Annotated in this window: 19 protein-coding genes; 16 read left to right on the forward strand and 3 right to left on the reverse strand. The window is 67.7% G+C overall.

Annotated features, from left to right (window positions below; translation table 11 throughout):
- Positions 1-137: 137 nt before the first annotated feature.
- The 5 genes from AC6CHP_RS04945 (at position 138) to AC6CHP_RS04965 (ending at position 4,578) form a co-directional block, all read left to right on the forward strand.
- On the forward strand, positions 138-1,028 hold the full coding sequence (locus AC6CHP_RS04945) for an SMP-30/gluconolactonase/LRE family protein (protein ID WP_427117193.1): 891 nt from the start codon (positions 138-140) through the stop codon (positions 1,026-1,028).
- A gap of 16 nt (positions 1,029-1,044) precedes the next feature.
- Positions 1,045-2,076 (forward strand): aldo/keto reductase, encoded by a 1,032-nt coding sequence (locus AC6CHP_RS04950; RefSeq protein WP_498228372.1) that lies wholly within the window; start codon positions 1,045-1,047, stop codon positions 2,074-2,076.
- A gap of 108 nt (positions 2,077-2,184) precedes the next feature.
- Positions 2,185-2,826 carry a dihydrofolate reductase family protein gene (locus AC6CHP_RS04955; RefSeq protein WP_498228374.1) on the forward strand — a complete coding sequence of 214 codons (642 nt, stop codon included), beginning with the start codon at positions 2,185-2,187 and terminating at the stop codon, positions 2,824-2,826.
- A gap of 77 nt (positions 2,827-2,903) precedes the next feature.
- Entirely contained in the window at positions 2,904-3,563 is a 660-nt protein-coding gene (locus AC6CHP_RS04960; protein ID WP_498228376.1) for a cyclodeaminase/cyclohydrolase family protein, read from the forward strand.
- On the forward strand, positions 3,532-4,578 hold the full coding sequence (locus tag AC6CHP_RS04965; protein WP_498228378.1) for an alpha/beta hydrolase: 1,047 nt from the start codon (positions 3,532-3,534) through the stop codon (positions 4,576-4,578). The genes AC6CHP_RS04960 and AC6CHP_RS04965 overlap by 32 nt, the downstream gene beginning before the upstream one ends.
- A gap of 157 nt (positions 4,579-4,735) precedes the next feature.
- On the opposite strand, the gene AC6CHP_RS04970 is transcribed toward AC6CHP_RS04965, so the two are convergent.
- Complete coding sequence (locus tag AC6CHP_RS04970; RefSeq protein WP_498228379.1) at positions 4,736-5,557, reverse strand: glycosyltransferase family 2 protein; 822 nt, start codon at positions 5,555-5,557, stop codon at positions 4,736-4,738.
- 87 nt (positions 5,558-5,644) lie between these two features.
- Between AC6CHP_RS04970 and AC6CHP_RS04975 the strand changes: the two genes are divergently transcribed.
- The 7 genes from AC6CHP_RS04975 to AC6CHP_RS05005 all read left to right on the forward strand — a co-directional run bounded on the left by AC6CHP_RS04975 (position 5,645) and on the right by AC6CHP_RS05005 (position 14,227).
- A complete protein-coding gene (locus tag AC6CHP_RS04975) occupies positions 5,645-7,033 on the forward strand; it encodes a sigma 54-interacting transcriptional regulator (RefSeq protein WP_498228380.1) in 1,389 nt (462 codons plus the stop codon).
- Positions 7,034-7,086: 53 nt separating this feature from the next.
- Positions 7,087-9,093 (forward strand): vWA domain-containing protein, encoded by a 2,007-nt coding sequence (locus tag AC6CHP_RS04980; RefSeq protein ID WP_498228381.1) that lies wholly within the window; start codon positions 7,087-7,089, stop codon positions 9,091-9,093.
- A gap of 68 nt (positions 9,094-9,161) precedes the next feature.
- The gene (locus AC6CHP_RS04985) at positions 9,162-10,100 is read left to right on the forward strand and encodes a 5'-3' exonuclease (RefSeq protein WP_498228382.1); all 939 of its coding nucleotides are present in this window, start codon (positions 9,162-9,164) and stop codon (positions 10,098-10,100) included.
- Positions 10,101-10,218: 118 nt separating this feature from the next.
- The gene (locus tag AC6CHP_RS04990) at positions 10,219-10,572 is read left to right on the forward strand and encodes a hypothetical protein (protein ID WP_188729867.1); all 354 of its coding nucleotides are present in this window, start codon (positions 10,219-10,221) and stop codon (positions 10,570-10,572) included.
- A complete protein-coding gene (locus tag AC6CHP_RS04995) occupies positions 10,562-11,182 on the forward strand; it encodes a hypothetical protein (RefSeq protein WP_377191962.1) in 621 nt (206 codons plus the stop codon). Before AC6CHP_RS04990 ends, AC6CHP_RS04995 begins: the two co-directional genes overlap by 11 nt.
- A gap of 82 nt (positions 11,183-11,264) precedes the next feature.
- Positions 11,265-13,919 (forward strand): ATP-dependent helicase HrpB, encoded by a 2,655-nt coding sequence (gene hrpB / locus AC6CHP_RS05000; protein ID WP_498228384.1) that lies wholly within the window; start codon positions 11,265-11,267, stop codon positions 13,917-13,919.
- Positions 13,920-14,074: 155 nt separating this feature from the next.
- Positions 14,075-14,227 carry a hypothetical protein gene (locus tag AC6CHP_RS05005; protein ID WP_181038138.1) on the forward strand — a complete coding sequence of 51 codons (153 nt, stop codon included), beginning with the start codon at positions 14,075-14,077 and terminating at the stop codon, positions 14,225-14,227.
- A 43-nt stretch (positions 14,228-14,270) separates the two neighbouring features.
- On the opposite strand, the gene AC6CHP_RS05010 is transcribed toward AC6CHP_RS05005, so the two are convergent.
- Positions 14,271-14,948 carry an alpha/beta hydrolase family protein gene (locus AC6CHP_RS05010; RefSeq protein ID WP_188729862.1) on the reverse strand — a complete coding sequence of 226 codons (678 nt, stop codon included), beginning with the start codon at positions 14,946-14,948 and terminating at the stop codon, positions 14,271-14,273.
- 68 nt (positions 14,949-15,016) lie between these two features.
- Here AC6CHP_RS05010 and ligD point away from each other — a divergent pair, with 68 nt between their 5' ends.
- Complete coding sequence (gene ligD / locus AC6CHP_RS05015) at positions 15,017-16,039, forward strand: non-homologous end-joining DNA ligase (protein ID WP_377191970.1); 1,023 nt, start codon at positions 15,017-15,019, stop codon at positions 16,037-16,039.
- A 63-nt stretch (positions 16,040-16,102) separates the two neighbouring features.
- On the opposite strand, the gene AC6CHP_RS05020 is transcribed toward ligD, so the two are convergent.
- The gene (locus tag AC6CHP_RS05020) at positions 16,103-16,723 is read right to left on the reverse strand and encodes an L-threonylcarbamoyladenylate synthase (protein WP_188729858.1); all 621 of its coding nucleotides are present in this window, start codon (positions 16,721-16,723) and stop codon (positions 16,103-16,105) included.
- A gap of 131 nt (positions 16,724-16,854) precedes the next feature.
- On the opposite strand from AC6CHP_RS05020, the gene AC6CHP_RS05025 reads away from it, so the two are divergent.
- The 3 genes from AC6CHP_RS05025 to AC6CHP_RS05035 all read left to right on the forward strand — a co-directional run bounded on the left by AC6CHP_RS05025 (position 16,855) and on the right by AC6CHP_RS05035 (position 18,584).
- Entirely contained in the window at positions 16,855-17,295 is a 441-nt protein-coding gene (locus tag AC6CHP_RS05025) for a VOC family protein (protein WP_251420171.1), read from the forward strand.
- A 77-nt stretch (positions 17,296-17,372) separates the two neighbouring features.
- On the forward strand, positions 17,373-18,059 hold the full coding sequence (locus AC6CHP_RS05030) for a hypothetical protein (protein ID WP_188729854.1): 687 nt from the start codon (positions 17,373-17,375) through the stop codon (positions 18,057-18,059).
- Positions 18,060-18,077: 18 nt separating this feature from the next.
- A complete protein-coding gene (locus tag AC6CHP_RS05035) occupies positions 18,078-18,584 on the forward strand; it encodes an HAD domain-containing protein (RefSeq protein WP_498228387.1) in 507 nt (168 codons plus the stop codon).
- Positions 18,585-18,729: the final 145 nt, after the last annotated feature.

The following is an 18,729-nucleotide window of genomic DNA, read 5'->3' on the forward strand; positions in this document are numbered from 1 at the left end:
TCAGCGTTACTGCGTGCACGGCATGGACCGAAAATCGTCCACTCCGCGCTATCGTTTTCCGTAATGCGCGGGCCGGGCGGCGCGCCAAGCATTGGGCACTGCAACGGCTCCACAACCTGAATCGTGAAGGGACTCTGGTGGGCGTACTGACGGAAGGCCGGCTGGAGTGCCTGTCCACGGGCTCAGTGTGGGCGGAGGGGCCCGTATGGGTTCCTGACACGCAGACCGTGCGGTGGAGCGATATTCCCAACAACCGCATCCTTGAGTTCGAGGCGGCCACGGGTACCACCCGTGAATACGCCACCGGAGCCGGGTTCACCAACGGCCGGACCCTCGACGCCGACGGCAGCGTTGTGCAGTGCAGCCACGGGCGCCGCCGCGTCGAGCGGGACCTCGAGGGGACTGTGACGGGACTGGTTGATTCCTTCCAGGGCAGGCGGCTGAACTCACCCAACGACGTCGTGGTTGCCCGCGACTCCAGCATCTGGTTCACAGACCCGCCCTACGGGATCCTTCCGGGAACACGGGAAGGGCACGAGGGGGAGCAGGAGTACGGGGGCTGCTCCGTGTTCCGGTTCGAGCCTGGCTCCGGGTCCCTCACGGCTGTGGTCACGGACCTCGTGTATCCGAACGGGCTGGCGTTTTCGCCTGATGAGGCGGTCCTTTACGTGACGGACACGGCCGGTCCGGACCATGGAGTGCCGCTGCGGATCGCCTCCTATGACGTGCGGGGCGGCGCGTGCACACGCCGTGCACCCGCCGTCGAACTTGACGAAGACCATGCTGCCGACGGTTTGCGCGTGGACGTCCAGGGCCGGATCTGGACCTCAGCCGGGCCGGAAGTGCGTGTCTATTCACCGTCATTCGAACTCCTGGACACTGTAGAAGTGCCTGAAAAGGTATCCAACGTGTGCTTCGGAGGCCCGGACGGCCAGGACCTCTACATCACCGCAACCACCAGCCTCTACCGGATCCGCACCACCACCCGGGATGCAGCCGCCCGGGCCACCACTCCCGCCGCCAACTGACCAAAAGAGGCCAACCATGCACTACAGAACCCTGGGAAACAGCGGCACCGTCGTGTCCACCCTCGCGCTCGGAACCATGACGTTCGGGGCGGAGGCCACCGAGGAATCGTCACACGCCATCCTGGACAGCTATTTCGACGCCGGCGGCAACTTCATCGACACCGCTGACGTCTACAGCACGGGAGTTTCGGAAGAGATCATCGGACGCTGGCTGGTCAGGCGTCCGCACCTCAGGGATACGGCGGTGATAGCTACCAAAGGCCGCTTTCCGATGGGGACGGGACCGAACGACGTCGGCACGTCCCGCCGGAGGTTGACCCGCGCCTTGGACGATTCGCTCCAGCGCCTGGGCGTGGAACAGATCGACCTGTACCAGCTGCATGCCTGGGACCCGATCACCCCGCTCGAGGAGACGTTGCGCTTACTTGACGACTCTGTCAGCCGTGGAAAAATCGCCTATTACGGCTTCTCCAACTTCCTGGGGTGGCAGCTGACCAAGGCCGTCCACCTTGCCCGCGCCCACGGGTGGACTCCGGCGGTGACCCTGCAGCCCCAGTACAGCCTGCTGGTGCGGGACATTGAAGCCGAAATCGTCCCCGCCGCGCTCGACGCCGGAATCGGGCTGCTGCCATGGTCACCATTGGGAGGCGGCTGGTTGTCCGGCAAGTACAAGCGGGACCAGGCCCCCAAGGGTGCAACGCGGCTCGGCGAGAACCCCGAACGCGGCATGGAGGCCTGGAAGGCACGCAACAGCAATCCCGGCACCTGGGAGGTCATCGGTGCCGTGGAAGACATTGCGGCCGCCCGCGGAGTGAGTCCTTCCCAAGTGGCGCTGGCGTGGCTGCTGGACAGGCCCGCGGTGACCTCGGTGATCCTGGGCGCCCGCACCACGGAGCAGCTCGCCGACAACCTTGCCGCAGCCGGTCTGCAGCTCAGCCCGGAAGAGGCCGGCCATTTAACCCGGGTCAGCCAGCCCCGGACAGGGGTCTATCCGTACGGCCCGATGGCCGACGAGCAGCGCAGCCGCAGGATCGAGGGTGGACGGTAGCGCCCGGCGGACCGTCTTATAGCGCACGTGTGTCACCAACCGCGTGCCTTGAAGGTCCTGCCGGCACGGGGCTACGATTGCCGGCACCTGCCACCAAAGGAGACGGCCATGGGCGTGGCATCTGAACGGGAACCATCCCCGGTTGAGCTGATGGTTGACCTCATCATTTCCCTTGACGGCTGTGCCTCAGCCGAGGGATGGCCGGGCTGGTGGGGCCTGGAAGGGCAGGAGTACCTGGCCTGGCTCGAGCAGGAGGGCCACAAGGAATGCACGTACCTTCTTGGCGCGAACACCTACCGGCTGATGTCCGGCATGTCGGAGGAAGCCGCTGCAGAAGGCGCGGGGTTTTCCGAAGAAGAAGGGGCGAGCCTTACCGGCCTCGCAGCGGTGCCCAAGGTCGTCTTTTCCTCCACGCTGCAGGGGCCGCTGGGCTGGCCGAACTCGACGCTGGTCAGCGGGGACGCCGTGGAGGCCGTGAAGGACATGAAACGGAAAGGCACCGGTCGCCTGAGCACCCTCGGCAGCCTGAGCCTGTGCCGGTCGCTGCTGAACGCCGGCCTGGTGGACAGGTTCCGGTTGGTGGTCTTCCCCGTCATCACAGGCCGCACCGGCAGGGAACGGATCTTCGACGGCTATCCGGACGTTGCGCTCGAGATGGTGGACAGCCGGACCTTCGACGGGAGGCTGCAGCTGCTCGACTACGTCCCCACCGTCCTTGATGGGCCTGGACGGTCCGGGGGCAGCGCCTGACCCGCGGAGTACCCCGGAGGCGGATGCCCCGCCAAATGAACCATGATGACGGGCCGGCACCGGGCACACTTGATGGCATGACTGATACCGATGCCGTGACCACCCAGCGCTCAACTGTTGAGGAGTGGACGCGTGCCCTGGCGGAGTCCAAAGGTTCACCGGGCGGAGGCGCCGGGACGGGCGTGATGCTTGCCATTGCCGCTTCACTGGCATCAATGGTTGCCGGCTACACGGAACCGCAGGAAGGCCAGGGGGCAGAACTCGCCTCCCTTCATGCGCGTGCCCGTGCGCTTCGGGAGGCCGCCCTTAGATTGGCCGACGACGACGCTGCCGCCTCCGAAGCGTTCGGCGCCGCCTTTCGGCTCGAAAAGGGCCCGGAACGGGATCAGGCGATCCACCGCGCCTCCGTCGATGCAGCCAAGGCATCGGCCGTCCTGGGGGAGCGGGCTGTCGCTGCCATTGACGACCTTGGTTGGCTCGCCGGTAACGGCAACCCGGCCCTCATCGCCGATGTCGTCGTCGGATTCGGCGCCCTGAGGGCGGCAGTGGCGGGGGCGCGCACAAATGTCAGCTTCGACCTTGCCACCCTCAGGTCTGCCGGGGTCACGCTGGAGCAGATCAGGGAACAGCACCCTGGCCTGTGGTCGGCCGTTGAGCAGTTGACCGCAGCCCTCGAGCGCATTGACCACCTCACCGCAGCCGTGGATGACCGGGCAGCGCCCACCGACCTGGACTGACTTCCCGCACCACTGCCAGGCCGCTTGTGAAGGGTCCCGCCCGGTACCGGTGTGGAGCTGGCGGCTCCACGGCGGAGGGTGGACATCCGGGGATAAATCGGCCGTCACCAAGTACTGCGCCAACCAGGCGTCGGGCGGAATGGTGGTGGTCAACGTCAACTACCGCAGGCCGCCCCGCTTCCACATGGGCCATGTGCTCCATGACGCCAACGCCGCGGTAGCGTGGGTCCGCAGCAACATCGGGCGTTACGGCGGTGATCCCGAATGCGTGGTCCTGGGTGGCGACTCCGCCGGGGGACAGATCGCGGCTTTGCTCACGGCTGCCACGGTGCGGCCCGAGCTCGCAGCACACTACTCCCTCCGCCCTGCTGTGGCCGGGCATCACCTGAAGGGCCTTGTGCAGCACTGCAGCGTGGTTGATTTTTCCGTGTTCTTCAAGAGCGGCTTTATCATGAGCCTGAACTTTGTCCGCATGCTGCTGCCCCCGGCAGGCACGTCACGGAGCCGGATCCGAAGCCCCTTCACCACGCCGGAAGCCATCGAACTGCTGAAGGCCCAGGCCGGCTTCATGTCCCCCATCGAGTGGCTCGACGGCCGGTTCCCGCCGGTATTCGTCACTACCTCGGAACGTGACTTCCTGTACGAGGCCAACGTCAATTTCATCAGCAGGCTCAAGTTCCAGGGCGTTCCGGTGGACACCCTGATCTACCAGTGGTTCAACGCCAACACCGAGCACACGTGGCAGCAGGACTACCGCTATCCGGAATCCCAGGAGGTGTACCTCCAGCTGCACGCCTTCGTCCGGAAGGTCTCGCAGCGCCCCGCGGCGCACGCCTCTCACGAAACGCGGGCCTCGGGGCTATCTTGGGACGATGGGAGCCCAGGACCAGCCGCCGTTGGGGGGTCAGCCCTGACGAGTTCGGTTCGGCCATGGGCGACCCCCTTGACCCCTGGATCTTCATGGTTCCGGGCGCCACGGGCTCCAAAGAGGACTTTTCGACGCTCACGCTCCTGAGCTGCCGGCCGTTGCAGCTGCACCGGCTGTTCGCGCAGGCCATTGGTGCCAGATCGCCGTTTACCGGGGCGGGCACAGTCCGTGCGAGACGTCGCCGCACCAGTTCAGCCGCGATCTTCTTGCCCTGTACGCGAAGGACAGCGGGCCTGCGTGAGTGCTATCCGCCGTCGCCTGTTCCTGCCCGCCTGCGCCGGGCCTCCCGGCTGCGCCGCGCCCGTGCCCGCTTCAGGCGGCGCCGCAGCGGCGGCTCTTCCTTGAACTCCACGCGGAAGGTAACCAGCGACATGCGGATATGGCGGCGGAAGGACGGCCAGCTGGTGAGTGGCCGGGCAGAGACGCCCATCGGCAGGGTGGGGTCGTAGATGACCGTCATCTCCGGGCGGAGGTGGTACGAGATGTCAAGGTCGTCGTGCACATCGGCGTTGTTCCTCACCACGCTGCCGCCGATCTCCTGCCACACTGCCCGCCGCAGCGCGAAGTTCGACCCGTAAACGGGCGTATGGCCCAGGAGGAATCCGAGCACCCTAAAGTAACCGCCCAGGAAGACATGCCTTCCGGCCCACCGGACCCAGCGGCGCCCGCCATAGAACTCGCCGGGTCCAGTCACCAGGGACAGCGGGCCCGCGGCGCCAAGGACGGCTTCCACCCGTTCCAGCCAATCTGCCGGGGGCCTGGAGTCCGTATCCAGCCGGGCGATGATGTCCCCCGCCGCCGCATCGAAGCCGGCAGCGGTGGTGGCCGGAATGCCTGGCACGTCCACAGGAATCCGCCGTACGCCGGCTGCGCTGCAAACGGCGGGGGTATCGTCGCTGCTGGCATTGTCCACCACGATGATCTCGTCCGCGGGCCGGGTTTGCCGGGACAGCAGGTGCAGGCACACCCTGAGCATTGCGGCGTCATTGCGGGTGGGAATCACCACCGAGACCGTTAACGCGCCCCCTGCGGGTTCCCCGGACACGCCATCACCTCCATGTTCCATGCGCCTTCCACTGGACCAATGCTGGTGGACGGAAGCACGGAACGGCAGGGGCTTTTGTCACCCATGGTGCGGGGCTACGGTGGAGGGGTGACTGATCGTCCCGATATCTTCACCGTTGGTGAATTGCGTGCCTCCGGCCACGTCCTCAAGGACCTGCGCCAGGAAATCCGCGGAAACCTGCTCGCCGCGCTCGCGGCCGGTAAGGATCCGTGGCCGGGGATATATGGCTTCGGCCGGACGGTACTTCCCCAGCTTGAGCGTGCCCTGATCGCCGGGCATGACGTGGTCCTGCTCGGCGAACGCGGGCAGGGCAAAACGCGGCTCCTGCGCACCCTGGCCGGGCTCCTGGACGAATGGTCGCCCATCATCGAGGGGTCCGAACTGAACGAACACCCGTTCGATCCGATTACTGAGCATTCCCGCGCCCTTGCCCTGACCGAGGGCGACCGGCTGCGGGTAGCCTGGCGCCACCGGTCGGAACGCTACGTGGAGAAACTCGCGACGCCGGACACCTCCGTTGCGGACCTCATTGGCGACGTCGACCCGATGCGGGTGGCCGAGGGGCGGCGCCTCGGGGACCCGGAAACCATCCACTACGGCCTTGTCCCGCGCTCCAACCGCGGCATCATCGCCATCAACGAACTGCCGGACCTTGCCGAACGGATCCAGGTCTCCATGCTCAACGTGATGGAGGAGCGGGACATCCAGATCCGTGGCTACGTGCTCCGGCTTCCGCTGGATGTGCTGGTGGTCGCGTCCGCCAACCCGGAGGACTACACCAACCGCGGCAGGATCATCACGCCGTTGAAGGACCGCTTCGGCGCGGAGATCAGGACGCATTACCCCCTAGAGCTCGACGACGAGGTGTCCGTGATCCGGCAGGAGGGGCAGCTAGTGGCCGACGTCCCGCCGGTGATCCTCGAAATCCTGGCCCGCTACACCCGTGCGCTGAGGCAGTCCCCGGCGATCAACCAGACCTCCGGGGTCTCGGCACGGTTCGCCATTGCCGGCGCCGAAACAGTGGCCGCCGCGGCCCTCCGCCGAGCCAGCATGCGCGGCGAAGCCGAGGCCGTCGCGCGGATCGTGGACCTGGACACCGCCGTTGAAGTCCTCAGCGGCAAGATCGAATTCGAATCCGGTGAGGAAGGGCGTGAACAGGCCGTCCTTGACCACCTCCTGCGCACGGCCACGGCCGAAGCCGTGCGGGCGCATTTCCAGGGCCTTGACCTGGGCCCGCTGGTGGCAGCGCTGGACGGGCACACCACCGTGACCACCGGGGAGCACGTGACAGCACGTGAGTTCCTCGGGAACCTGCCGTCCTTGAACGGGTCCGGGCTCTACGACGAGATCGGCAGCCGGCTCGGCGCCGGGAACGAGGGCCAGCGGGCCGCCGCCATCGAACTGGCGCTGGAAGGCCTCTACCTGGCCCGGCGGATCTCCAAGGAGTCCGACGACGAAGAAACGGTGTACGGCTAGGGCGCCACCGTGCGTGGCCGGGCAAATGGCTGAAGCGAGGGACGGGCGGCACCATGAACATCCATAACCATTCCGCGAGGTACGGCCGGTACACGGGCGGTCCGGATCCGCTTGCCCCGCCGGTTGACCTCTCCGAGGCGCTGGACGCCGTCGCCGAGGACGTCATGGCCGGGTACTCGCCCCGCCACGCCCTGCAGGAGTTCCTCCGGCGCGGCGGGCGGAACCGGGAAGGCCTGGACGACCTCGCCAGGCGCGTCCAGCAGCACCGCAATGACCTGCTGGCCCGCCACAACCTGGACGGCACCCTCAACGAGGTGAAGAAACTCCTGGACACTGCCGTCCTGGAGGAACGCAAGCAGCTGGCCCGCGATGCCATGATGGACAACACGGAGCGCTCCTTCCGGGAGCTGCAGCTGCAGAACCTGCCCACATCCACAGCTGCGGCGGTCAACGACCTGGCATCTTACGATTGGCAGTCCGGCACGGCACGGGAAGCCTACGAACGGATCAAGGACCTGCTGGGCCGCGAGGCCCTGGACCAGCGGTTCGCGGGCATGAAGCAGGCGCTGGAGGGTGCCACGGAGCAGGACCGGGAAGCCGTCAGCGCCATGCTGCGCGACCTGAACACGCTGCTGGACAAACACCGGCGCGGCGAGGATACCGATGACGACTTCCAGGAGTTCATGGCCCGCCACGGCGGCTTCTTCCCTGAAAACCCACAGTCGGTCGAGGAACTGATTGACGCCCTCGCCAAGCGGGCCGCTGCTGCCCAGCGGCTCCTGCAGTCCATGTCCCCCGAGCAGCGGGAAGAGCTGATGCGGCTATCGGCCCAGTCCTTCGGATCGCCGGAACTCATGTCCCAGCTTGACCAACTCGACGATAACCTGCGCGCACTGCGCCCCGGTGAAGACTGGACAGGCTCGGAACGCTTCGAGGGCCAGGAAGGGCTGGGCCTCGGCGACGGCACCGGCGTGCTCCAGGACATCGCCGAACTGGACGGGCTGGCCGAACAGCTTTCCCAGTCCTACAACGGCTCCACCCTCGGCGACCTGGACCTGGATGCCCTGGCGCGCCAGCTGGGACAGGACGCCGCCGTCACGGCCCGCACACTGGCCGACATCGAACGGGCCATGCAGGACGGCGGGTACCTGAGGCGGGGCGCGGACGGGGACCTGCGGCTCTCACCGCAGGCCATGCGGCGGCTGGGGAAGTCCCTGCTGCGGGACACTGCCAAGCAGCTGTCAGGGCGGCAGGGACGCCGGGATACCCGGGTCGCCGGCGCGGCAGGGGAGCAGACCGGATCCAGCCGCCAGTGGGAGTTCGGGGACGCCGAGCCCTGGGACGTCACGCGCACGCTGACCAACGCGATCAGCCGCACCGCAGCCGGCGGCGGAACCCCGGGCAGCAGCCTGCGCCTCACCCCGGCGGACATCGAAGTGAGCGAAACGGAAGCGCGCACGCAGGCCGCCGTCGTCCTTCTTGTTGACGTCTCGTTTTCGATGGCTGCCGAGGGGAGGTGGGTGCCGATGAAACGCACTGCCCTGGCGCTGCACCATCTGGTTTCCACCCGTTTCCGCGGCGACAGGCTGGAACTGATCACGTTCGGCCGCCATGCCCAGGCAATGGACATCGAGGGACTAACCGCCCTCCCGCCGCTGCGGGAGCAGGGCACCAACCTGCATCACGGATTGCTGCTTGCCGGCCGTTTCTTCCGCAGGCACCCGTCCATGCAGCCTGTCCTCCTGGTGGTGACCGACGGCGAACCTACAGCCCATCTGCTGCCGGAGGGCGAGGCGTGGTTCTGCTGGCCCTCCGACCCGGAAACCATCCGAGTGACGGTCGCGGAGCTCGACCGGCTGGGCAGGGCCGGCACGCAGGCCACATTCTTCCGGCTGGGGGCCGACCCCAGCCTGGAACGGTTCGTCCAGCGCATGGTGCGCAGGGTGGGCGGCCGGGTTGTCGCTCCCGAGGCAGGGAATCTTGGCGCCGCGGTGGTGGGGGAGTACCTGCGGGCACACTTCCGGGGACAGGCCTTCGGGGACTCCGACTGGGCCTCCTAGCCGGGGCAGCCGGCAAAGTGCCGGAGCCGTTGCCCCGTTACCGGGCTGATTCATGTGAGGATCGAAGCATGCCTGACCGCCTCATGCTGCTGGACACCGCATCGCTGTACTTCCGCGCCTTCTACGGACTGCCGGACACGATCCGCCGCGCGGACGGCACGCCGGTCAACGCCGTCCGCGGACTGCTGGACATGATCGCCCGGCTCACCACGGACTATGGGGCAACGCACCTCATTGCCTGCTGGGACGACGACTGGCGGCCGCAGTGGCGGGTGGATCTCCTGCCCACCTACAAGGCCCACCGGGTGGCGGAGGCCGTGGCGGGTGCCCCGGACGTCGAAGTTGTCCCGGACGCGCTGGAGGCGCAGCTTCCCATGATCCGCCGGGTTCTTGAGCTCGCCGGCATCGCCATTGTGGGCGCCCCCAACCATGAGGCCGACGACGTCGTGGGCACCTATGCGAGCCACGCGGACCTTCCCGTCGACGTGGTCACCGGCGACCGCGATCTCTTCCAGGTCTGCGACGACGAACGCCAGGTCCGCGTGATCTACACAGCCCGCGGCATGAAGAACCTGGAGGTCATTACCGAAGAAGTGGTGGTGGGCAAGTACCGGGTACTGCCGCAGCAGTACGCCGACTACGCAACATTGCGGGGTGACGCCTCCGATGGCCTGCCCGGGGTTGCAGGAATCGGCGAAAAAACCGCGGCCTCGCTGCTGCTGAAGTACGGCACCCTGGAGGGCCTGCTGGAAGCGGCCGGGCATCCCGGCAGCGGCATGGCTGCCCCCGTGAGGGCCAAGCTGGCCGCCGCCGCGGACTACCTTTCTGTGGCGCCCGCCGTGGTAAGGCTGGTGCGGGACCTGGACCTGCCCAGTCTCGAACAGGCGGGTGCGGAACTGAATCCCGTGCCGGATGAACCACGGGCCGAACTAGAACGGCTCGCCACCGAGTGGAACCTGGGCGGCTCGGTGAGGCGGCTCCTGACGGCCCTCGACCTGCGGCAGTAGGCCCGGCGGGTTACTGTTTTCCCGCCGCGCCACGCTTGCAACATCCAATTCAAGTAGTAAGCTTGCTGACCATTAGTACTAAGCTTGCTGATTAATTGGAGTGGCGGGAGCGGGTCGAATGAGTGCAGTTGTTGTTGCCATCTGGTCCCTGGTGGCCGCAGCCGGAGCGGCCCTGGCCGCCAGCGCCCCGTACGGCGCCGTGGGCCACGGGGGCCAGTACCTTGCCGGCCATGTGCTTCTGGGCTTGGGGCTTGGCCAGTTGCTGGCGGCTGTAGTCCGGTATGCCGTTCGGCGGATGGTTGCCGGAGCAGCCTGGACGACACCCGCGCCCCTCGCGGCGGTCCCGGCAGTGCAGACAGTTGCCGCGGCCGCGCCTGCTGGGGACAGACCTGCTGGGGACATTGCCGCCGTGACCGTTCTTTACCCCCGGCCTGCCGCCGTCGTTCCCTTGCGGGGCAGGCATGCCGCCTGACCATCTCCAGCCGGGTGGGGCGCAAGGCTCCCCGCCAGGGCGCCCGCACCGGAGGTCCTGGGCCGGACTGGCCGCGGCAGTGACGGCGGCCGCCCTTGTTACAGGCGCAGTCAGCATCTACCCGGGTCTAGGCACTGCCGGTTCAGATGAGGCCACCCTCCGCGGCTTCCAGATTCGCGTTCTCAACGTCACCCAGGCCGCCGCTGAGAACAGGCTGGACGGAGTCCTCGATGCCCTTGAGGCGCTTGAACGGGACCTCGACCTGGCCGCCGGCCAGGGTTCAATCTCAGCGGCCCGGTACCGGGGGATCGATGCGGCCCTGGAAGCGGTCCGGGCAGATGTCACCCGCACCATCACGGCCCAGTCAGCCTCGGCCGCGGACGCAAAAGCAGCTGTCACCACGGCGGAGGCGCCTGCGGTGATCGCGGCCACCCCTGAACCGGAGCCGGCGCCGGCACCGGAATATGTGCAGTCCCAGCCGGTCCAGCTTCAGCCGGAGGCACCTGCCGCCGCTCCGGGCCCGGCACCTGAACCCGCCCCGCAGCAACAGAACCTTCCAGACGCCGCCAAGGAAGCCAGGGAGAAAGGCAAGGGCGCCGGAAAGCCCTGACCCTCCGCTTTACAGGCCCGGAACCTGTGCCTGGCGGGGCTCGTCGTCCGCAGCTAACCGAAGGGCCGGGCAAAATGGAGGAATGACTTCCCCCAGCGGCCGGCAGGTGCCCCAACCTGGCCGGGCCTTCGATCTCCCGGCCATCGGCGCCGGCCTTCCCTTTGCCGGCTCGCTCGCGGCTTTGGCCGAAGCGCTGGGCGATGGCGTGACGGGAGGAACGGCGGTAGTCCAAGCGCCGCCGGGAACGGGCAAGACCACCCTGGTTCCACCACTTCTCGCCACCCTCGAGGCGCACCTGAAAGCCGGCGCCCCCATCCGGCCGCGCAGGATTGTTGTCACCCAGCCGCGCCGTGTAGCCGCCCGCGCCGCAGCCCGCCGGCTCGCTGACCTGGACGGCAGCCGTTTAGGCAGCCGTGTGGGTTATACGGTGCGGGGAGAGCGCCAGGCCGGCCCCCAAACGCTCATCGAATTCGTCACGCCCGGCATCCTGCTGCGCCGCCTGCTGGCCGATCCGGACCTGACGGCCGCAGGCGCAGTGGTTCTGGACGAGGTCCACGAACGCGGCCTGGAAACGGATCTCCTGTTTGGCATGCTCACCGAAGTCCGCCAGCTGCGCGGCGACCTCACCGTCGTCGCCATGTCCGCCACCCTGGACGCTCCCAGGTTCGCTGCCCTGCTGGGAGGCCACGACGGCGGCGGGCCGGCTCCGGTCGTTGGCTGCCCCTCGGCGCTCCATCCGCTGGAGACGGAGTGGCGTCCTGCCCCATTCCCGCGGCTGGACGGCAGGGGAGTGACGCGTCCTTTCCTGGATTTCATCGCAGACACCGCCGCCGGGGCCCACCGGCAGGCACTGGCAGCGGACGGCGCTGCCGACGCACTAGTCTTCGTTCCGGGGGCATGGGAAGTTTCACAGGTTGCGGCCGGGCTGCGACGCCGGGTGGGCCCGGGGACTGACGTGCTGGAGCTCCACGGCAGGGTAGGCCCAGCCGAGCAGGACCGGGCGGTATCCGGGCGCCGGCCGGGGGAGAACGCGAGGATCATAGTTTCCACGGACCTGGCCGAGTCGTCGCTGACCGTGCCGGGGGTCCGGCTGGTCGTCGACTCGGGGCTGTCCCGTGAGCCGCGGCGCGACGCCGCCCGGGGAATGAACGGGCTGGTAACGGTTTCCTGCTCCCGCGCCTCTGCCGACCAGCGTGCGGGACGCGCGGCCCGCCAGGGCCCCGGGACAGTGGTCCGCTGCTACAGCCAGCAGGCGTTCGGCGCCGCCCCGGCCCACGTGACCCCGGAAATTTCCGTGGCGGACCTTGCGGGCGCCGCCCTGGTGATGGCGTGCTGGGGGTCACCGCGAGGGAAGGGCCTCGCCCTGCCGGACGCCCCGCCGGAGCAGGCCATGGAAGATGCCATGGAAGTCCTGCACGAACTGGGTGCCGTGTCCGGGGATGGCCACGCTACCGCTGCCGGCAGGACCCTGGCGGGCCTCCCGGTTGATCCGCGGCTGGGCCGCGCCCTGCTCGACGGCGCCGCTGCCGCTGGTCCCAGGGCGGCAGCCGAGGTGGTGGCCGCCGTGGCCAGTGATGCGCGTGCTCCGGGTGCGGACCTGCCGCGCCTCCTGTCCGACCTCCGAAGCGATAAGGGACCTGCCGGCCGGCGCTGGGCTGACGAAGGCCGCCGCCTCCAGGTCTTGGCGCAGCAAGCAGGGCCACTGCCCGACGCTCCCGCACTCCCGTCCCTCACCGGCGGGAGCGCACTGGTGGGTGCCGTCGTCGCCCTTGCCTTCCCAGACCGGGTGGCACGCAGGGTTCCCGGCGACGGGCCGGAGCGGTATCTGCTGTCCTCCGGAACGCGTGCCGGACTCCCCGCCGGAAGCAGCCTTGCCGGGCACGAATGGCTGGCAGTGGCTGAGGTGTCCCGAGGCGAGGGCAGGGACTCGGCCGGTACCGGTGCCGTGATCCGCGCCGCCGCCCCGCTCTCCGCCGGCCTCGCCGAATCAGCCGCATCCCACCTCCTCGTCGAGACGGTGGAGGCGGCCTTGACCCAGGGCCGGGTCACCGCGCGCAAGGTCCGGCGGCTGGGCGCAATCGTCCTCGCGTCCACCCCCGTGCGGCCATCGCCCGCCGAAGGCCGGGCCGCGGTGGCAGCAGCGCTGCAGCAGGAAGGACTCGCCGCACTGGCCTGGTCGACGGCGGCAGAGGCCTTACGCAGGCGGCTCGCCTTCCTGCACCGCGAGCTGGGGGAGCCGTGGCCGGACGTGTCGGAGGCCGGACTCCTCGGCAGGCTGCAGGACTGGCTGGGACCCGAACTTGAGTCGCTTGCCGCCGGCGCTGACGTCAACACGATTAACCTTGCTGAGCCCCTTCGGCGGCTGCTTCCTTGGCCGGAGGCAGCCAGGATGGACGAGCTCGCGCCCGAATTGCTGGAAGTTCCCAGCGGCTCCAGGGTACGGATTGACTACCCCGAGTGGTCTGATGTGACGGCGCCGCCGGTAGTGGCCGTCAAACTCCAGGAGTGCTTTGGCCTGGACGCGACGCCCCGCCTGGTCAACGGCCGGGTGCCGGTGCTGTTCCATCTGCTCTCACCGGCCCGGCGCCCGCTGGCTGTCACCGGCGACCTGGCGTCATTCTGGTCCGGACCCTACGCCCAGGTCCGCGCCGAAATGCGGGGCCGCTACCCTAAGCATCCCTGGCCCGAAGATCCCTGGTCCGCGCCCGCCACTGCACGGACCAAACAGCGGAAATAGCGTCCCGCCGGGACGGCCTCCCCGCCCCGTGAACCGTGCGTGAGATGTCCGATACACGCTTGTTACTTCGCGTCGACGCGCTGAAACATGCGCCGCATAGGCTCGGTTCCACCTGGACAGAGTGGTCCACACGCAGACATGGAAGGACCTACAGAATGTTTCTCCTCAACAATCTCAATCTCCTGCTCGACGGCCGCCGGAGCGATGACAGCCGGTTCCACACAGGCGGAACCGGAAGCACGGAATTCCCCGAAGGGCAGCTCACCTCCGCAGCCTGGGAAGGCTGGTGGCACGAAGAAGCAGCCTGACAGCCGGTCTTCGGCCGGCCCGGCCCCTGGAACCCCTCCGGCGTCAGCCGGAGGCGCGGACAAAGCGGGCCACCGGCTCCGCCAGGGAGGCGCCCACCTCTGCCGCGGAACGCTTGAGGCCTGCCACCGCAAAGGAATGGTCACCGCCGTCCACCCACTGCAGGACGGCTGAGGGTCCGATCCTGCCCACCACATCCTCCAGAAGTTCGGGGGTAGCGAACGTGTCCCGGCTGCCCTGCAGGAAAAGCATGGGCGCGGTGATGCCGTAGAGGTGTTCGTCCCGGAGCTTGTCGGGCTTCCCCGGAGCATGCAGGGGGTAACCCAGGTACACCAGCCCGGCGGCTTCCATCCCCTCCGCCACGGCCATGGATGCCATCCGTCCGCCGAACGATTTGCCGGCCGCCCAGAGGGGGCCGGTGTCGCCGTGGTCCGCCGCCCGCTCCGCCGCAGCCGCAATCGCGGCCCGCCAGGCGGCAATGGCGGCAGGCGGACGGTCCGGAAATTTGCGCCCCGCCTCCCGGTAGGGGAAGTTGAAGCGCAGGGTGGCAATGCCCAGGGAGTTCAACCCATCGGTGAACCCGCGCAGGAAGGGGTGCTCCATGCCTGCGCCGGCACCATGGGCCACCACCACGGTGGCGGACGGACTGTCGGGGCGGGCGTACGCGGCAGACACCGTGCCCTCGCCCACAGCGATGGAAAAGTCTGATTCTGAAACGGACATGCCTCCATCTTGCCGGACCGGCTGCGCAAATCTGCCGGGCCTCCGATGCAGGGGTGTACGTTGTCCCCATGGCGAGTGAACAGACCACACTGACAGTCCCGGGCCCGCACGGCGAGCGCGAAATGCGCATCTCGAGCCCCAGCAGGGTGATCTGGCCCGAACCCGGAATCACCAAACTCGACCTGGCGCGGTATATCACCGACGTCGGGGAAGCGTTCATCGCTGCCAACGGCGGCAGGCCGGTGGCGCTGCAGAGGTTCTCGGGCAGCATCGAGGGGGAGATGTTCTTCTCCAAGAACCCGCCCAAGGGTGCCCCGGAGTTCATCCGGTCCACCCCCGTGGTGTTCCCGAGTGCCCGGTCGCACCCCATGCTGATACTTGACGAACCTGCCGCTGCGGTGTGGGCAGTACAGATGAACACCATCGTGTTCCACCCCTGGCCTTCACGCGCGGACAACACGGACAACCCCGACCAGCTCCGCATCGATCTTGACCCCCAGCCTGGAACAGACTTCGACGACGCCGTCCCGGCTGCCCTGGCGCTGAAGGAGGTGCTGGCGGAGGCCGGCCTGGAATGCTTCATCAAGACCTCCGGCAACCGCGGCCTGCACGTCTATGCGCCCGTCGAACCCACCAGGGAATTCCTTGACGTCCGTCATGCCGTGATCGCCGCGGCCCGGGAGCTGGAACGCCGCATGCCGGACAAGGTCACCACGGCCTGGTGGAAGGAAGAGCGCGGCCAACGGGTGTTCGTGGACTTCAACCAGGCGAACCGGGACCGGACCATCGCCGGCGCCTACAGCCCGCGGCCGCTGGCCCATGCTCCGGTGTCCTGCCCCATCACCTGGGACGAACTGGAACGCGTCGACCCGAAGGACTTCACTATCCTGACCGTGCCGGACCGGCTTAAATCGGCCGGTGACCCTTGGGCTGACATGCACAGCAAGCCGGGGACCATTGACACCCTGCTCGGATGGTGGGACCGCGACCTGAAGTCCGGGCTGGGCGAGCTCCCCTTCCCGCCGGATTACCCCAAAATGCCGGGCGAGCCGCCCCGGGTGCAGCCCAGCAGGGCGCGGAAGCAGGACTAGCCCACCCCGCAAGGGGCGGGCCGCCGTCGATATACCTGCGGCCTGACCGGAGAATCGGGCCGGCTATTCGAAGCGGGACGGGTCGCCGGTTCCGCGCCGGACCACCTCTGCCACCCCGGTGGAGTAGTCGACCACGGTGGTGGGTTCGGAACCACAGTCGCCGGCATCGATCACGGCGTCCACCTGGTGGTCCAGGCGTTCCTTGATTTCCCACCCCTGGGTCAGCGGGTCCTCCTCGTCGGGCAGCAGCAGGGTGCTTGAGAGCAGCGGCTCGCCCAGTTCTGCCAGCAGCGCCTGGACCACGCGGTTGTCCGGGATCCGCACACCCACGGTCTTCTTCTTGGGATGCAGCAGGCGCTTGGGAACTTCCTTCGTTGCCGGAAGGATGAACGTGTAGCCGCCGGGGGTGACGGCCTTGATGCTGCGGAAGACATCGTTCCCGATGTTCACGAACTGTCCCAGCTGGGCAAAGTCCCGGCAGACCAGCGTGAAGTGGTGCTTGTCGTCCAGACGGCGGATGCTCCTGATCCGGTCCAGTGCGTCCCGGTTGCCCACCTGGGCGCCCAGCGCGTAGCAGGAATCCGTGGGGTAGGCGATCAGGCCGCCGTCGAGCACTATCTTCACGGCCTGGGTGATGGCACGCGGCTGGGGATCCTGGGGGTGAACGTCAAAGTATCTGGCCATGACCCAGAGCCTACGGCCCAGCCGGACACTTGTGCACCACCCGCCCCGTTTCCCCTACCACATGCCCCTGCTTTGAGGCAGGATGGTGACTGGTTCCACCATGTCCCGTCCCCACGCCAAGGAGATCCATCATGCCGACCACCCTCAATCCCTACCTCAGCTTCCGCGACAACGCCCGCGAAGCGATGAACTTCTACCAGTCCGTCTTTGGCGGCGAGCTGACCCTGAGCACCTTCGGAGAGTTCCAGGCCAGCGATGATCCAGCGGAGTCGGAGAAGATCATGCACGGCATGCTCACCACCAGCAAGGGGATGGTGCTGATGGGCGCCGACACTCCGAACAGCATGGGGTACACGCCGGGGGCGTCCATTTCCATCTCCCTCAGCGGCGACGATGAAGCGGAACTTCGCGGCTATTACGAGAAGCTCAGCGGCGACGGCGGGACGGTGACCGTGCCCATGGAGCAGTCACCCTGGGGTGACATTTTCGGCATGTGCACGGACCGCTTTGGCGTGGCCTGGCTGGTCAACGTCAACAGTGCCCAGGGCGCCGCGGGAACTCCCCAGGGCTGATCCGCCTTCTGGCGTGCGGCTTCCTGGGGTGGATGCGGGTTCTTGAGGAGGGTGCCCGGCGGTGCGAGGATTGAGGCGTGGAATCCCTCTTTGAGTTCCTTGACGACAAATGGTGGCTGGTCTTCCCCGCGATCGCCTTTGCCGGGCATTGGACCAACTCGCTGCGCAAGGCCGGCGAGCGGCGGCACCAGCGAAGAGTGGAGCTGTACACGCTCAAGAACCAGTCCCGCGAACTCGAAAGGGCCTCCGCAGCGGACGTTGAAGCGCTTGTTGCCACCCACGACGCCATCAACAAGCGCTGGCTGGACTACGAGCTGGACGTTGGGAAGCTCATCGATTTTCCGCTCATGACCGACGTCCGCGAACCGCTCACCGTGGCCTTCCTCCGGGCGAAAAGGGAGGCGGACGGCCAGCGCCCGGATTCCCCGGCGGACATGGCCTCGCCCTCGCGGCTGGAGGCCTACCGGAAGGCAGTCAACAGCTTCGCGGTGGCGCTGGACGTGGCCGAACGTGAAGCCCGCCGGATCCGGGACAGCAAGTTCACCGGCCCGGAACGCGAACGCCTTGCCACTGCCCGGCAGCTGCTCAGGATCGCCGGTGACCATGCCGCCACGCCAGCCGAACGGCAGGCGGCCTACAAGCGCGCCCGCCGTGAACTCGATGGCCTGATCGTCCTGCCGGATGCCACCGTTGCTGCCCTGGAGGGGCAGGTAGCGCCAGGGCTTGACGCCGGACGGGAACCGTCGGACTTCCGGCACCACTAGGCTTTCTGGACCCCGGCCGTGACCCGCACCGTCTATATCGACGTCGATGGCGTTATTTGTCCCTTCGGACCGGAAGGCCCCACCGGCTGGGGAACCGGCTGGAAACATTCCGATGCGGGACTCCTGCCCGTCGCCTACGCACCGGAACTGGTGGACGCACTGAACGGAATCGCCGCAATGGCAGGGGTACGGTGCGTCTGGCTCACAAGCTGGGAAGAACTCGCCCCGCAGTATCTATGCCCCGCCATCGGCCTGGACGGCGCACGGTGGCCATACCTGACGGCGGATGGGGCAGGCGCGGGCGCCGGCTGGTGGAAGCTTCGGGCCATTCAGGATGATGTGGAAGAGACCGGTCCGGAAGCCGTGGCCTGGATCGATGACCAGCTCGCGTTCGAGGCGGAAGCCCAATCCTGGGCCAGGCTCCTTGGCCGCCGGATCCTGGCATTATCCCCGGAACCGAGGCGCGGAATCTCGCCTGCCGAACTGCAGCGGGTGCAGTCGTTTCTGGTGCTGCCGTTGTTTTGACCTGATGCCGGGGACGCGTACGATCGATAAGGTTTCACGCCGGTTGTGTTAACGCCACAGGTCATTCCAAGCGAACAGCTGGTGAATTATGCTGTGCAATGCAGCCGGGGGAGATGAAACTACTGAACGTCGACTCTGCAGATTG

The sequence above is a fragment of the Pseudarthrobacter sp. GQ63 genome, assembly GCF_059758765.1.

Bases quoted from the DNA above. Each gene is read 5' to 3' on its own strand.
- AC6CHP_RS05020 (WP_188729858.1), bottom strand. From the start codon at position 16,723: ATGGCCAGATACTTTGACGTTCACCCCCAGGATCCCCAGCCGCGTGCC.
- AC6CHP_RS05005 (WP_181038138.1), top strand. From the start codon at position 14,075: ATGTTTCTCCTCAACAATCTCAATCTCCTGCTCGACGGCCGCCGGAGC.
- AC6CHP_RS04995 (WP_377191962.1), top strand. From the start codon at position 10,562: ATGCCGCCTGACCATCTCCAGCCGGGTGGGGCGCAAGGCTCCCCGCCA.
- AC6CHP_RS04970 (WP_498228379.1), bottom strand. From the start codon at position 5,557: ATGGAACATGGAGGTGATGGCGTGTCCGGGGAACCCGCAGGGGGCGCG.
- hrpB (WP_498228384.1), top strand. From the start codon at position 11,265: ATGACTTCCCCCAGCGGCCGGCAGGTGCCCCAACCTGGCCGGGCCTTC.
- AC6CHP_RS04950 (WP_498228372.1), top strand. From the start codon at position 1,045: ATGCACTACAGAACCCTGGGAAACAGCGGCACCGTCGTGTCCACCCTC.
- AC6CHP_RS04980 (WP_498228381.1), top strand. From the start codon at position 7,087: ATGAACATCCATAACCATTCCGCGAGGTACGGCCGGTACACGGGCGGT.
- ligD (WP_377191970.1), top strand. From the start codon at position 15,017: ATGGCGAGTGAACAGACCACACTGACAGTCCCGGGCCCGCACGGCGAG.
- AC6CHP_RS04985 (WP_498228382.1), top strand. From the start codon at position 9,162: ATGCCTGACCGCCTCATGCTGCTGGACACCGCATCGCTGTACTTCCGC.
- AC6CHP_RS05010 (WP_188729862.1), bottom strand. From the start codon at position 14,948: ATGTCCGTTTCAGAATCAGACTTTTCCATCGCTGTGGGCGAGGGCACG.
- AC6CHP_RS04955 (WP_498228374.1), top strand. From the start codon at position 2,185: ATGGGCGTGGCATCTGAACGGGAACCATCCCCGGTTGAGCTGATGGTT.
- AC6CHP_RS05025 (WP_251420171.1), top strand. From the start codon at position 16,855: ATGCCGACCACCCTCAATCCCTACCTCAGCTTCCGCGACAACGCCCGC.
- AC6CHP_RS04990 (WP_188729867.1), top strand. From the start codon at position 10,219: ATGAGTGCAGTTGTTGTTGCCATCTGGTCCCTGGTGGCCGCAGCCGGA.
- AC6CHP_RS04965 (WP_498228378.1), top strand. From the start codon at position 3,532: ATGACCGGGCAGCGCCCACCGACCTGGACTGACTTCCCGCACCACTGC.
- AC6CHP_RS04960 (WP_498228376.1), top strand. From the start codon at position 2,904: ATGACTGATACCGATGCCGTGACCACCCAGCGCTCAACTGTTGAGGAG.